This is a genomic window from Pseudomonas sp. NFACC42-2 (assembly GCF_900116055.1).
GTDB classification, from domain to species: Bacteria; Pseudomonadota; Gammaproteobacteria; order Pseudomonadales; family Pseudomonadaceae; genus Aquipseudomonas; species Aquipseudomonas marginalis.
On the sequence record NZ_FOZO01000024.1, the window covers coordinates 14,217 to 27,757 of the forward strand.

Here is a 13,541-nt window from a genome sequence, read left to right on the forward strand (position 1 = left end):
TGTCATGCATGTGCCTGATTAAACTGCTCGGGTATTTCTAATCCCGAGCTGCCTGTTCATGACTTCCCTCGCTGCCCCCACCCTTGCGGCCGCAGCCAGACCCACCGCCATCACCCCGCCTGTATTCGGCCCGCGCATCATCATCGGCCTGGTCGGCGTGTTGCTCGCGGTGCTGGTGTCCGGCCTCAACGAGATGGTCACCAAGGTGGCCCTCGCGGATATTCGCGGCGCGCTGTACATCGGCTTTGACGAAGGCACCTGGCTGGTGGCCGCGTACACGGCCACCTCCGTGTCGGCCATGGCTTTTGCGCCCTGGTGTTCGGTGACGTTTTCCCTGCGGCGCTTCACCCTGTGCGCCATCGGCCTGTTCACCGTGCTCGGGATCCTGTGCCCGTTTGCGCCGAACTACCAAAGCCTGCTGCTGCTGCGTACCGTGCAAGGTCTGGCCGGCGGTGCCTTGCCGCCGATGCTGATGACCGTGGCGCTGCGCTTCCTGCCGGCCAACGTCAAGCTGTATGGCCTGGCTGGCTACGCACTTACCGCCACGTTCGGGCCGAGCCTTGGCACGCCGTTGGCGGCACTGTGGACCGAATACGTCGGTTGGCAGTGGGCGTTCTGGCAGATCGTCGGGCCGTGCCTGCTGGCCATGGCCGCCGTGGCCTACGGTTTGCCGCAAGACCCGCTGCGCCTGGAGCGCTTCAAGCAGTTCAACTGGCGCGGCCTGCTGCTGGGGTTTCCGGCGATCTGCATGCTGGTGATCGGCATTCTGCAGGGCAATCGCCTGGACTGGTTCGAGTCGGGCCTGATCACCTTCCTGCTATGCGGCGGCAGTGTGCTGCTGGTGCTGTTCATGCTCAATGAATGGTCGCACCCGATGCCGTTTTTCAAATTGCAGATGCTCGGCCTGCGCAACCTGGCGTTTGCCCTGATCGTGCTGGCAGGCGTGCTGATGGTGCTGACCTCGGTGATCATCATCCCCTCGAGTTTCCTCGCTCAGGTCCAGGGTTATCGCCCATTGCAAACCGCGCCGGTGATGCTGCTGATGGCGCTGCCGCAATTGATCGCGCTGCCGCTGGTGGCGGCGTTGTGCAACCTGCGCTGGGTCGATTGCCGCTGGGTCCTGGGGATCGGGCTGGGGATGTTGGTGCTGTGTTGCGTGGGCAGTGCGCACCTGACCTCGGCATGGATTCGCGACGATTTTTACGGCCTGTACCTGCTGCAAATCTTCGGGCAGCCCATGGCGGTGTTGCCGCTGCTGATGCTCTCCACCGGCAGCATTCAACCGGCGGATGGGCCGTTCGCCTCGGCCTGGTTCAACACCGTCAAAGGCCTGGCCGCCGTGATTGCCACCGGCGTGCTGGATGCGCTGACCACCCAGCGCCAGCACTTTCATTCGACCATGCTGGTGGACCGCCTGGGTAACTCGCCCCTGGCCGACGGCGATGCGCCGGGCCTGGCCCACCGCCTGCACGAGCAGGCCGTGGTGCTGACTTCTTCGGATCTCTATTACGTCATGGCCGCTGTCGCGGTGGCGTTGATCCTGCTGATTTTCTGGATGCCCACGCGGATTTTTCCGCCTCGCGCACCGACCTAGCCACAAGGACTTCCCATGAAACGCAAAGACAAAATCGCCGTCTCCGTTATCGCCGTGTTTGCCGTCGGCGTGCTGGTGTACCTGGTCGCGCCCGGCCTGTTGGGCAACAAGCGCCAGGCCACCAACGACGCCTTCGTCGCCGCCGATTTCACCCTGGTGGCGCCACGTGTGGCGGGCTTTATCAAGGAAGTGCTGGTGGAAGACAACCAGCGCGTCAAGGCCGGCCAACTGCTGGCGCTGATCGACGACCGCGATTTTCGCGCCGCCGCCCAGGCCGCCGACGCCGACACCCTGGTCGCCCAGGCCCAGCTGAAAAACGCCACCGCGACCCTGGAGCGCCAAACCTCGGTGATCGCCCAGGCCCAGGCCACCGTGGCGGCAGACCGCGCCGAAGTGGCCTTCGCCGAACACGAGCTGAACCGCTACAACCACCTCGCCGGCGTGGGCGCGGGTACCGTGCAGAACGCCCAGCAAGCCAAGACCCGCATTGACCAGGCCACCGCGCGCCTGGCTAACGCCACGGCGGTGCTGGCGGCCGAGCGCAAGCAGGTGGAAATCCTCACTGCCCAGCGCGATGCGGCCGAAGGTGGACTCAAGCGTGCCCAGGCCGCGTTGGAAATGGCCAGTTATCAGCTGTCCTACACGCGCATCGTCGCGCCGGTGGATGGCATGGTCGGTGAGCGTGCGGTGCGGGTCGGTGCCTATGTGACCCCGGGCAGCAAGATCCTCGCGGTGGTGCCGTTGGCCGAGGCCTACGTGGTCGCCAACTTCCAGGAAACCCAGCTTTCCCATATGCACGCCGGCCAGGCCGTGCAGGTGCGGGTCGACAGCCTCGACGGGGAGTTGCTCAACGGCCACCTGGAGAGCCTCGCGCCCGCCACGGGTGTGACCTTTGCATCGGTCAAACCGGATAACGCGACCGGCAACTTCACCAAGGTGGTGCAGCGTATCCCGGTGAAGATCGTCCTCGAACCCAACCAACCGCTGACCGAGCGCCTGCGGGTCGGTATGTCGGTCGAGGCCAGCGTCGACACCCAGCCGGTCGCGCCGCAGCGTGAGGTGGCCCAGCAATGAGACACCTTGCCTGGCTCACCCTGAGCGTTATCAGCCTGAGCGCCTGTACCGTCGGCCCGGACTTTCAGCGCCCACACACTTCGCAAGCCACGCAATGGAGCGAACCTCAGGGCCGACAAGCCGCCAGCCGCGCGGTCAGCGAGCCGCTGCAAGAGCGCTGGTGGGACGTGTTCCACGACGAGCAACTGTCGGCCCTCACGCGCCGCGCGCTCACCGATAACCTCGACCTGAAACTGGCCAGCAGCCGTCTGCAACAAAGCCGCGCCGTGCGCCAGGTGACCACCGCCGAGCGCTATCCCACTGTCGACGCCACGGGTGCCTACCAGCGCAAACGCAACAGCGGCAAAGGCTTGAACGACCCCTCCGGCGAAAACGGCCGTTCCGCGTTCAACCAGTGGGACGCGGGCTTCTCGGCGTCCTGGGAGCTGGACTTCTGGGGGCGGGTCAAACGCGAAACCGAAGCCGCCGACGCCACCCTGCAAGTGGCGGAAAACGACCGCCGCGCCGTGCTGTTGTCGGTACTGGCCGAGACCGCCCAGGACTACATCCAACTGCGTGGCGTGCAAAATACCCGCGCGGTGACCGAGCAAAACCTCGACGTCGCCCGCCACAGCCTCAAGCTCTCGCAACTGCGCCTGGCTGACGGCGTGGCCACCGACCTGGACGTCGCCGAAGCCGCCGCCCAGGTCGCCGCCATCGAAGCGCGCCTGCCGGATCTGCAGCAACGCCAGGACCAGTTGATCAACGCCCTCAGCCTGTTGATGGGCGAGCCACCCCAGGCCCTGCACGCGCAATTGTCCAAGGACGCCGCCGTACCGCAGACCCAGCGCCAGGTCGCCATCGGCCTGCCGTCGGAACTCGCCGAACGCCGTCCGGATATCCGCCAGGCGGAAGCGCGCCTGCACGCCGCCACCGCCAGCATCGGCGTGGCCAAGGGCGATTTTTACCCGCGCATCACCTTGTCCGGCAACCTCGGCTCCCAGGCCATGCAACTGTCGGATTTCGGCTCCTGGGGCTCCCGCGCGTTTGCCTTCGGCCCGCAAGTGAGCCTGCCACTGTTCAACGGCGGCCGCCTGCAAGGCATGCTGGACCTGCGCGAAGCCCAGCAACAGGAAGCGGCCCTGGCCTACCAGCAAACGGTGCTGCGTGCCTGGCATGAAATCGACGACCAACTGACCCGCTACAACGCCAGCCAACTGCGTCGCGACAGCCTCGCCGAAGCCGTGCGCCAGAACCAGATCGCCCTGACCACCGCGCAGCACCAATACGTTGAAGGCGTGGTGGATTTCGTTAACGTGCTCACCGTGCAGAGCGCGCTGCTGGCCACGCAGGAGCAGTGGGTAGAGAGTTCTACCGGCGTGTCGTTGGCCATGGTCGGCCTGTACAAGGCATTGGGCGGGGGGTGGGAATCGGTGTATCCGCTGCAAACCGCCGAGCGCTGAACCACAAAGAGTTTTGCCAGCCGCGAAACAAGGTGTAATGATAATTGCTCTCAATAATGTATCTGAGCTTTTCATGGACACCGCGACTGACGGCCAGCAACAGCTTCACCTCCTGTACCGCGACCATCACGGCTGGCTGCAAGGCTGGCTGCGCAAGCGCCTGGGCGACCGCGAACACGCCGCCGATGTGGCGCAGGACACCTTCCTGCGCCTGCTGGTCTCCGGTCGCTACCCCGGTGACAAGGAAAGCCGCAGCTACCTGGTGCAGATCGCGCGCAACCTGGTGATCGACCAATGGCGCCGCCTGCGTATCGAGCGCGCCTACCTGGAAAGCATCGCGCACCTGCCCGAGCCCGAGTCGCCGAGCCTGGAAACCCGTGCGCTGATTCTCGAAACCCTGATGCAGATCGACGCCATGCTCGACCGCATGCCCGACAACGTACGCCGCGCGTTCCTGCTCTCGCAGTTCGAAGGCCTGAGCTACGCGCAGATCGCCGAGCGCCTGGGCGTCACGGTCAGTTCGGTGCAGAAGTACATGACCCGCGCGATCATCGCCTGCTATCAGGTGGTGTACGCAGAATGAGGCCCGACGCCCCCATCGCCCCGGCCATTGTCGAGCAAGCCAGCGAATGGCTGATGCTGCACTGGAGCGGCGAGCTGCAAGACGAGCAACGCCAGGCGTTTGTGCAATGGCAGGCGGCGGATCCGGAACACCGCCGCGCCTGGCAACGTCTGCAGCACCTGCAACAAACCCTTGGCAGCGTGCCCGTGGACAGCGCCCGTGCGGTGTTGCGCGACACCCCGGACACCCAGCGCCGCGCCGCGTTGAAACTGCTCGGCCTGCTGCTGGTGGCGGGCGGCAGCGGCTACCTGGTGCAGCGCAGCGAACCCTGGCAGGCAGCCTTTGCCGACTACCGCACCACCACCGGCGAGATTCGCCACGTGACCCTCAGCGACGGCACGCGCCTGGACCTCAACAGCGACAGTGCAGTGGACCTGCGTTTCAGCGCCAGCGAGCGGCGCATTCGCCTGATCCGTGGCGAGATCCTGTTGACCAGCGGCCACGACCCGGTGCGCCCTTTGATTGTCGAAACCCCGGCCGGTGATGTGCAGGCGCTGGGCACCCGTTTTGCCGTGTGCGAACTGCCCGACGGCAGCCGAGTCGACCTGTATGAAGGCCGCGTGCGGGTCACCCCGTTGCAGGGCCCTGCGGTGCAGATGAATGCCGGCGACAGCCTGTGGTTCAACTCGCGCCAAAGCTCGGCCTTGCCTGCGGTAAGTGCCAATGCCAGCAGTTGGACCGCGCATCGGCTGATCGCCGAGCGCCAGCCATTGGGCGAGTTTGTCGCGCAACTGAGCCGCTATCGTCCAGGCCTGTTGCGTTGTGATCAGGCGGTGTCTGGCCTGCTGCTGACGGGGGTGTTCCCGTTGAACGATACCGACGCGATCCTTGCGGCCCTGGAGCGTTCGCTGCCGGTGCAGGTGCAGTCGGTGACGCGCTACTGGGTGACCATCAAGGCGCGGGCCTGAAAATTTTTTTATCGATGCTTGTCGGTTTGCGCGCCCCGTTCGGGATACCTCTTGAAAGCCAATCAAGAAGCGTTCTCACGGGGAGTCCTGCAATGCCGCACCACCCAATCCAACCCTTGGCCCGCGCCTTGCGCGGTGGCCTGTTTGTCAGCCTGCTGGCGACGGTGCCGCTGCTGCCGACCCAGGTGCATGCCGAAGACAGCACCGAAGCGCTGCGTGCCTACAACATTCCGGCGGGCAGTCTCGATCAGGCCTTGAACCAGTTCGCCAGTGCGTCGGGCATCTTGTTGTCGGTCGATGCCTCCCTTACCCAAGGCAAGCGCACCACAGGCCTGCAGGGAAGTTATGGCGTCGGGTCCGGCCTGGAGCGGCTGCTGGCGGGCAGCGGCCTGGTGGCGGTGCAGGCCCAGGGCGGTTGGTCGTTACAGGCGATGTCATCCGCCGGGCCGTTGCAGCTCGGCGCGACTCAGATCAGCGCCCAGCAGGCCGAGGAAAGCGCCTGGGGCCCGGTGGACGGCCTTGTCGCCACGCGCAGTGCGTCCGGCAGCAAGACCGATTCGGCATTGGTGGAAATCCCCCAGACCATCAACGTGATCACCGCCGCCGAAATCAAGGCACGCGGCGCCCAGAGTGTCACCCAGGCGTTGCTCTACACCCCGGGCATGACCGCCGGTGGCTTTGCCGACCGGGTCAAGTTATTCGACGAACCCACCTCGCGCGGCTTCACCCCCACGCCCTTGTACCTTGACGGTTTGCACCTGCCCTACGGCGGCGGCAGCACGGGTGGAGCGCTGCAGATCGAGCCCTACTCCCTGGAGCGCATCGAAGTGCTCAAGGGCCCGGCCTCGGTGCTGTACGGGCAGAACCAGCCGGGCGGTCTCGTCAATATGGTCAGCAAGCGCCCCAGCGAAACCCCGGTGCACCAGGTGGTGCTGGAAGCCGGCACCTACGAGCACAAGAGTGCGGCCATCGACCTCAGCGGCCCGCTGGATGAACAGGGGCAATTCCTCTACCGCCTCACCGGCCTGGCCAACGACGGTCAGGACGAGATCAACTACGTCGAGAACAAACGCCAGTTCATCGCCCCCAGCCTCACCTGGCGCCCCAACGACGACACCCGTGTGACGCTGTTCGCCCAATACCAGAAGGACAAGGGCGTGCCCGAGGCCCAAGGGTTGCCGGCGTCCGGCACCTTGTGGGCCAACCCCAACGGCAAGATCAAGCGCGATGTGTTTATCGGCGAGCCCGGCGTCAACCAGTACAACCGCGAGCAGTACGTGCTGGGCTACGAGATTTCCCATCGCCTCAACGATACCTGGACCCTCAAGCAGAACGCGCGCTACGCCGAGGTGGACGACCGCTACACCGCACCGCTGCACGGCTACCGCTTCGTCGCCAACCCGGCCACCGGTGTGCAGGACCAACGCTATCTGCAGCGCTTCGGCGTGGACTGGGCGCAAAACAACAAAGTGTTTGGCGTGGACAGCATCGCCCAGGCCGAATTCGACACCGGTGCGTTGTCCCATACGGTGATCGTCGGCCTGGATTACTACCACTCCGGCTCGCTGTTCCATGGCCTGTATGACCGCAACCCGCCGGTGATCGACCTGTTCAAGCCGGTCTACGGCCAGCGCCTGAATTTCGGCCAACCGTACCGCTGGGACCGCACCCTGAGCCAGACCGGCCTGTATGTGCAGGACCAGATCAAACTGGATAAGTGGGCCCTGGTGCTTGGTGGGCGTTATGACTGGGCCAGCGTGGTGAACAAGGAGCCGCTGCAAGGCACGCGCTTTGCCAGCAAGGACGAGGCCTTCACCGGCCGTGCGGGCCTGGTGTACCTGTTCGATAACGGCCTGGCGCCTTTTGTCAGCTATTCCGAATCGTTCCTGCCGCTGACCGGCACCGACGCCCAGCGCAAACCGTTCGACCCCTCCACCGGCAAGCAATACGAAGTGGGCATGAAGTACCAGCCGCCGGGCCAGAAGAGTTTCGTGCAGGTCGCGGTCTACCAGCTCGACCAGGAAAACGTGCTCACCACCAACCCCAACGACACCTTCAGCACCCAGAGCGGCGCCATGCGTTCCCGCGGCGTAGAGCTGGAAGCCAAGGCCGCCCTCAGCGACGCCTGGGAGATCATCGCCTCGGCCGCGCGCAACGACATCAAGTACACCAAGGACGAAGAAGGTCGCCAAGGCCGCCACCCCGCTGGCATCTCGCCGCTCACGGCGTCGATGTGGGTCAACTACACCGTACAGGGAGACACCCCGCTCTCCGGCCTCGGCGCCGGCCTGGGCGTGCGCTACGCGCGCCAAAGCCTGGGCGACTACTACGAAGGCGCGTTCAGCGTGCCGTCGTACAGCGTCTACGACGCCAGCCTGAACTACGACCTGGGCGCCTCGCCGCTCAAGCTCAAAGGCGTGAAACTGGCGATGAACGTGCAGAATCTCACCAACAAGACCTATGTCTCGCAGTGCACCAGCGACCTGGATTGTTACTACGGGGAAGGGCGTACGGTGGTGTCCAGCCTGACCTATGACTGGTAACCACCTTCCAATGTAGGAGCGAGCTTGCTCGCGAAAAACGTTAACGATGACGCGGGTCTTTCTGAATGCTCGCGGCAATCTCAGGTTTTCGCGAGCAAGCATCCATCAAGGATTGCGTAAAAACACCACATACCCCCGAAACCACTCACTCCCCTGCAAATACCCCGGCTCCTCCCACTCTCCACCCTGAATCAAACCGATCTTGAACGGCAGCCCCATCCGGTTCATCCGTGGCAAATACGCCGCGTAATCCGGGATGCTCTGGCGCCCTTGATAGGTCTGCACCACCACCTCATCCACCACGTCTTTGAGCTGGGCGATGGCGGTGGGGTCGGCGTTGCTGCTCCAGTCCATCAGGCCGGTGATGCTCAGTTTCAGATCGGCCGGCAGGCGTTGGCGCAGGTCGCGCAGGAAGTCGGCGTATTCGTGCAGGTATTGGGTGCGAGCATCGAAGTCGATCTGGATGCCGACCACCGGGTTGCCTGCGTCGCGCCAGCGTTGTACCTGGCCGAGCAGTTGGGTGTAGACCTGTTCGGGCCAGCGCAGGGTGTGGGCGCGGTAGACCACCCAGACGTCGCCGCGGGTGAGGCGCGGCACGCTGATGCCTTGGGCGATCAGCTGCACGCCGCGCTGGGGCGCGCGGCGGGTGGCGTTGATCTGGCCCTGGAGGATGTACAGGGTCTTGGCCTGCTTGAGTACCGGCTGAGGCGTGACGCCGCTCCACAGCCAGAAGGCGTCGTAGTCGCGGGCATCGACGGCACCGAATGCCGGGCTTGCCAGCAACAGCATGCCCAGCCACAGGTGCTTCACCAGTAGTACTGCAGCGATTTGCCCCACTGGGTGTCGGCGAAACCACTTTTCAGTTGGCGGAACCAGGCTTTGCGCACGGCAGGTTCGACGTCCTTGCCGCCGCAGCTGTTGTAGCCGGCCGGCGCGTAGCAGTTGATGGCGCGGAACAGGGCGTAGGCCTTGTCGTTTTTCGGCGCCTTGGCGTTGCCGATGACCTGTTGGTAACCGTCGAGCCGCGAGAAGGTTTCACCCTTGAAGTCCGAGGCGGTGCTGCCCAGGCTGCCGGCGGCGCGGGCCTGCTCCAGAGGCATGCCGTCCAGGCCGTTGCGCAGGATGAATTCGCCGAAGCAGTTCAAGGCCTGGGGGTTCTTCGCGTCGGTCTGCAAGGTCGCTGCGGTTTGCGCGATGCTCGGGCAGGCGTAGCCGGACTCGGCCTTGTCGCCGTTCCACTGGAACAGCTTAAGCGTCTGGCTGGCGCTGTAGACATAACCCAGGCTGGTGCCCAGCTTGTCCTCGGGGGCCTGGGCCGGCAGTTGCTTGAGGTCCTCGGCGAAGGTGGCGAACTGGCCGTGCAGCAGGTCTTTGTAGAGCAGCACGAATTGCGCGGTCTGGCGTTCCAGCGGATCGCTCGCCTGGGCGATCTGCTGGCGCAGCAGTTCAGGCCCGGCGATGTTGCGCAGCAGGATGTAGCGCACTTGTCTGGCACCGATCGGCGAATCGCTGGCGAACACCTTGGCCAACTGGCCGCTACGCTCGTAGTTCATGGCCAGTGCCAGCTCCAGCTGGTCGCGTTGCAGCGGCAGTTTTGCCAGCGGCAACAGTTGCAGCCACAGCGCTTCGGCGCCTTTCCAGTCCTGCTTGGCTTCCAGGGCCAGGGCGCGCAGGGTCTGCTGGCTGAAGGCGAAGTAGTTCAGGTTCGACGGCACGTTCTGCGGCAACTGCTTCAAGGCGGCGTCCGGTTGATGCTCGATGTACAGCGCGCACACGGCCAGCAGGTAGTCATAGAACTCTGGCTCGCTGGCGAACGCGGCCTTTTGCTTCTCGAGGTCGGCGCGGCTGAGGGCTGGCTGGTTGCCGCCGCGCATCACCATCAGGTCGCTGACGAGCTGAATCATCGGGGTCTTGACGGTATCGCTGTTGACCATCAACAGCTTGAGGTCAGCTTCTTCTACCAGCTGATCCTCAGACACATTGCGCTGCTCGTCGGTGGCCGTCAGTGCCCAGGCGAACGCGTCGGCGAGCTGGGTGTTGTCGTCGGCCAGCCAGTACACCCGGCGCAGCAGGCCGTGGGCCGAGGCCGCGTATTCGCCCTGTGGATAAGTCTTCAGGTAGGCCTTGAAGCCCTGCTCGGCCATGGCCAATGCGGGTTTATCCACACGGTCCAGGTGCGGTACGCCGTCTTCGTCATAGGTGTCGGCCTGGGCCTGGTTGAGCGCTGTGCGGGCGGTCATGTACAGCGCGGTTTCCTTCAGCCACGGCGACTGGGCACTGCCGACGCCAGCAAAGCCTTGCGCGGCCTCGGCGAAGCGGCCGCTGTAGAAATCGGCGGCGGCTTGCAGGTAGGTGCGAAACAGTTGGCCGTCGGCTGACTGGATCTGCTGCGCCTCGGCGATCACCGGGCCATCCCAGGTGCAGGTGGTGAGCAGTTGCAGCCGCGCCTTCGCCAGCAGCGCGCGCTCGGCCGCCGGCATGTCGGCCTTGACCACCTGGCGGATAAACGCCGTGGCGCTGTCATCGTCGTTGCTGCGGCAGCGGCTGCCTTCGCCATTGAGGAAGGCTTCGCCAGCGGTTTTGTACGCCTCGCGCTTGATGCCCAGAGGCGTCAGCAGGGTGTCCAGCTCAGCGGTAGGCGAATCGTTCGAGTCGGGCTCGGTCTCTGCACTGGAGGCAGCGGCCAGGCGATACACCGGGAACGGCACCGGGCCGAATCCCTGGGCCAGGTCATCTTCGCTCAACGCCCTGGGCGCCAACGGCGCGGCTTTTTTGTCCGCCAGCAACAAGCGCAGGTTGGCCCGGCTGTCATTGCCCGGGCTCAGGAACGGCACGTTGTTGCAAGGGTCGAGGCTGTCACGCGAGACACGCCAATCGGGGTAGCACGAATCGTCGGAACTGGCCTGGGCCTGCTGGGAAATACCGGCCAGCAGGGCCAGTGCCAGGGGGGAGAGAAAACCGATACGCATGACGTGTCCTTGATCCTGGGTCCTTGGAGGGCGGCAATCATAGCGTGTTCCTGCGGGCGCTTCGGTGAAGCCCTACACAAATTGCTGATTTGTCCGATTCCAGAAGCGAACCGGGTGCTTTTGTCCTAGAGTGGCGGTGTTTGCGCTGAGGCACTCAAGGCAACAGCGGGGGAATCGAGGTGCGCCGGTCTGTGGTAGAGCAAAACGAAAAGGTCGGGGCGTTGCCCGCATTCAATCGTCTGACGTGGGAACGCGTCGGTTGGCTGAGCCGACTGTGGTGGGTGCCGATCCTGGGACTGGCCATGGCCCTGCGGTTTTACCGCCTGACATCGGCGGCGATCTGGGGCGACGAGGGCTCCAGCCTGCTGCTCAGTGAATACGCCGCTGCCGACCTGTGGTTTCACGCCGCTCACGATGTGCACCCGCCGTTGTACTTCTTCATGCTGCGCGGTTGGATCGAGCTGTTCGGCGACAGTATCTGGTCGATTCGTGGCATGAGTGCCATCCCCGGCGTGGTTGCGGTGGGCCTGGGTGTCTGGCTGACACGGCAACTGTCTACCCGGCGTGCTGCCGTGCTGGCGGGGATCCTGCTGGCGCTGCTGCCCACGGCGGTGCGCTACAGCCAGGAAGTGCGCATGTATTCGCTGCTGGGCGTGTGGCTGCTGGGGGCCACGCTGGCGCTGGTGTACTGGCTGCGCCAGCCCGAGCGGCTGCGCTACCTGGCCATGTATGTGGCGTTGATGAGCGCCGGGTTCTACACCCATTACTTCACCGCCCTGTGCGTGCTGGTGCATTGGGCTTACCTGGGGGTGCTGTGGCAGGCGCAGCCGCGAGGCCGACGGCTGATCGCACGCCCGGCCTGGTGGGTAGCCAATGCCGCGATTGTGCTGTTGTACGTACCGTGGCTGCCGAACCTGCTGGACCTGGTGCAGCACGTCGAACAACTCAAGGTAGGCGGGGACATAGGCTGGGAAGAACCGGTCAGCCTGTTTTCCCTGCCTTCGATGATCTGGCAGTTCGTGTTACAGGATGAAGGTATCGGCTTCTGGCCACCGCTGTTCTGGTTTGTCCCGCTGTTACTGATGGCCGTGGTCGTGATGACTGCCGCGCGAGACCGCGAACGCCATCGGCCCGCTTGCCTGCTGGCGCTGTTTTTCCTGCTGCCGCTGTTGCTGGTCTACGGGGTGTCGTTTATCTCCCCGGTGTTCATCGAGCGCTACCTTACGGTGTACGCCTTGGGTTTGCCGATCCTTGTCGCCATGGCTATCGACCGCCTGCCTGCGCGCTGGTCGCTGCTGGGGGCGGCGCTGTTCGTGCTGTTTGTCGGCGTGGAGCTGGTGGGCCTCAAAAACAACTTCACGGTGGATGAGCACGACCAATTCAACGTGCCGGTGGAGTTCGTCAATCGCAATTACCAGGAAGACGATCGCATCGTCCTCAGCGACATGATGTGGTACCTCAGCTATGTGTATTACGACCAGACCGACGCCCAACTGCAGCTCTACACCCCGCCCAAGCCCGATGGCACGCCGACCCGGCCCAACGCCTACGGCTTCGGCACCCTGGTGGACCAGGACGGCGGGCGCATTTACCTTGACCGTCTGTCGGCACTGCCCGCCGACACCCGCCGCGTATGGCTGATCAGCAGCAACGAAGTGCCGGACGATTTCGCGCCACTGCCCCAGGGCTGGCGCGAACTCAGTCGCCAGGACGGTGGTGGTGCCAGGGCGCGTTTGTTCGTGTTGTGCAACGTGCCGCCACCACAACCCGAGGGCTGCCGCTAGACTCGGTTAAATACCTTTTTTCAGGAGCCCGTCATGGAATCGCCCGTGCACAGTTTGCCGTCACTGTTCAAACAGCTTGGGCTGCCGGATGACCCGGTCAGTATTGATCAGTTTGTGACCGCCCACTCGCCACTCAAGCCGGATTTGAAGTTGGCAGAGGCGTTTTTCTGGACAGACAGCCAGAAAGCATTTTTGCGTGAGGAAATCTTGGACGATGCGGATTGGGCGGAGGTGGTGGATGAGTTGAATCTGATGTTGCGGGGTGGGCGAGGGGTGTAAAAAAATCTTTTGAAAATCGTGTTTTTGTAAAAAAAAGGTGAGCAGTAAAAAAATCTGGGTTTTGATCGCCTGAGTGATTTTTTCTGAGGTCGCGCGATGGCCTGGACATGGTGGGCCAAAAACAGCGCCGCCTGGATGGCCAGGCTGCACAGCAATCCTGAAGCCGACACCGACCCAAATGTGGGAGGGGGCTTGCCCCCGATGGCGGTGGATCAGCTAATGAATCGGTTCATTGACACTCCGCTATCGGGAACAAGCCCCCTCCAGCATTCGTCCTGCGGTGTCGCCACTGATATCGCTCCACCCATCCGCTAAATTGTTTCAAA

Annotated in this window: 10 protein-coding genes; 8 read left to right on the top strand and 2 right to left on the bottom strand. The window is 64.1% G+C overall.

The window, feature by feature from the left end; all coding sequences use genetic code 11:
• Positions 1-58: 58 nt before the first annotated feature.
• The 6 genes from BM416_RS26740 to BM416_RS26765 all read left to right on the top strand — a co-directional run bounded on the left by BM416_RS26740 (position 59) and on the right by BM416_RS26765 (position 8,183).
• Positions 59-1,594 (top strand): MFS transporter, encoded by a 1,536-nt coding sequence (locus BM416_RS26740; RefSeq protein WP_092490009.1) that lies wholly within the window; start codon positions 59-61, stop codon positions 1,592-1,594.
• Between the two features lie 15 nt (positions 1,595-1,609).
• On the top strand, positions 1,610-2,668 hold the full coding sequence (locus tag BM416_RS26745) for an HlyD family secretion protein (protein ID WP_092358600.1): 1,059 nt from the start codon (positions 1,610-1,612) through the stop codon (positions 2,666-2,668).
• Positions 2,665-4,110, top strand: a complete 1,446-nt coding sequence (locus BM416_RS26750; protein ID WP_092490010.1) for an efflux transporter outer membrane subunit — start codon at positions 2,665-2,667, stop codon at positions 4,108-4,110. The genes BM416_RS26745 and BM416_RS26750 overlap by 4 nt, the downstream gene beginning before the upstream one ends.
• 73 nt (positions 4,111-4,183) lie before the next feature.
• Entirely contained in the window at positions 4,184-4,693 is a 510-nt protein-coding gene (locus BM416_RS26755) for a sigma-70 family RNA polymerase sigma factor (protein ID WP_092490011.1), read from the top strand.
• Complete coding sequence (locus BM416_RS26760; protein ID WP_092490012.1) at positions 4,690-5,640, top strand: FecR domain-containing protein; 951 nt, start codon at positions 4,690-4,692, stop codon at positions 5,638-5,640. The genes BM416_RS26755 and BM416_RS26760 overlap by 4 nt, the downstream gene beginning before the upstream one ends.
• 92 nt (positions 5,641-5,732) lie before the next feature.
• Positions 5,733-8,183, top strand: a complete 2,451-nt coding sequence (locus BM416_RS26765; protein ID WP_092490013.1) for a TonB-dependent siderophore receptor — start codon at positions 5,733-5,735, stop codon at positions 8,181-8,183.
• A gap of 105 nt (positions 8,184-8,288) precedes the next feature.
• Here BM416_RS26765 and BM416_RS26770 read toward each other — a convergent pair whose 3' ends face one another.
• Together BM416_RS26770 and BM416_RS26775 are read right to left on the bottom strand one after the other, a co-directional pair.
• On the bottom strand, positions 8,289-8,993 hold the full coding sequence (locus tag BM416_RS26770; protein WP_092490014.1) for a DUF3142 domain-containing protein: 705 nt from the start codon (positions 8,991-8,993) through the stop codon (positions 8,289-8,291).
• A complete protein-coding gene (locus tag BM416_RS26775; protein ID WP_092490015.1) occupies positions 8,990-11,152 on the bottom strand; it encodes a PA5441 family protein in 2,163 nt (720 codons plus the stop codon). The genes BM416_RS26770 and BM416_RS26775 overlap by 4 nt, the downstream gene beginning before the upstream one ends.
• 179 nt (positions 11,153-11,331) lie before the next feature.
• On the opposite strand from BM416_RS26775, the gene BM416_RS26780 reads away from it, so the two are divergent.
• Both BM416_RS26780 and BM416_RS26785 read left to right on the top strand, forming a co-directional pair.
• Positions 11,332-12,936 (top strand): glycosyltransferase family 39 protein, encoded by a 1,605-nt coding sequence (locus BM416_RS26780; protein ID WP_092490016.1) that lies wholly within the window; start codon positions 11,332-11,334, stop codon positions 12,934-12,936.
• A 33-nt stretch (positions 12,937-12,969) separates the two neighbouring features.
• Positions 12,970-13,215: a DUF2789 domain-containing protein gene (locus BM416_RS26785; protein ID WP_092490017.1), complete on the top strand. Its 246-nt coding sequence runs from the start codon at positions 12,970-12,972 to the stop codon at positions 13,213-13,215.
• Positions 13,216-13,541: the final 326 nt, after the last annotated feature.

What these genes read in the sequence shown, in the direction of transcription:
- BM416_RS26740 (WP_092490009.1), top strand. Translation starts at nt 59, where the DNA reads ATGACTTCCCTCGCTGCCCCCACCCTTGCGGCCGCAGCCAGACCCACC.
- BM416_RS26745 (WP_092358600.1), top strand. Translation starts at nt 1,610, where the DNA reads ATGAAACGCAAAGACAAAATCGCCGTCTCCGTTATCGCCGTGTTTGCC.
- BM416_RS26750 (WP_092490010.1), top strand. Translation starts at nt 2,665, where the DNA reads ATGAGACACCTTGCCTGGCTCACCCTGAGCGTTATCAGCCTGAGCGCC.
- BM416_RS26755 (WP_092490011.1), top strand. Translation starts at nt 4,184, where the DNA reads ATGGACACCGCGACTGACGGCCAGCAACAGCTTCACCTCCTGTACCGC.
- BM416_RS26760 (WP_092490012.1), top strand. Translation starts at nt 4,690, where the DNA reads ATGAGGCCCGACGCCCCCATCGCCCCGGCCATTGTCGAGCAAGCCAGC.
- BM416_RS26765 (WP_092490013.1), top strand. Translation starts at nt 5,733, where the DNA reads ATGCCGCACCACCCAATCCAACCCTTGGCCCGCGCCTTGCGCGGTGGC.
- BM416_RS26775 (WP_092490015.1), bottom strand. Translation starts at nt 11,152, where the DNA reads ATGCGTATCGGTTTTCTCTCCCCCCTGGCACTGGCCCTGCTGGCCGGT.
- BM416_RS26785 (WP_092490017.1), top strand. Translation starts at nt 12,970, where the DNA reads ATGGAATCGCCCGTGCACAGTTTGCCGTCACTGTTCAAACAGCTTGGG.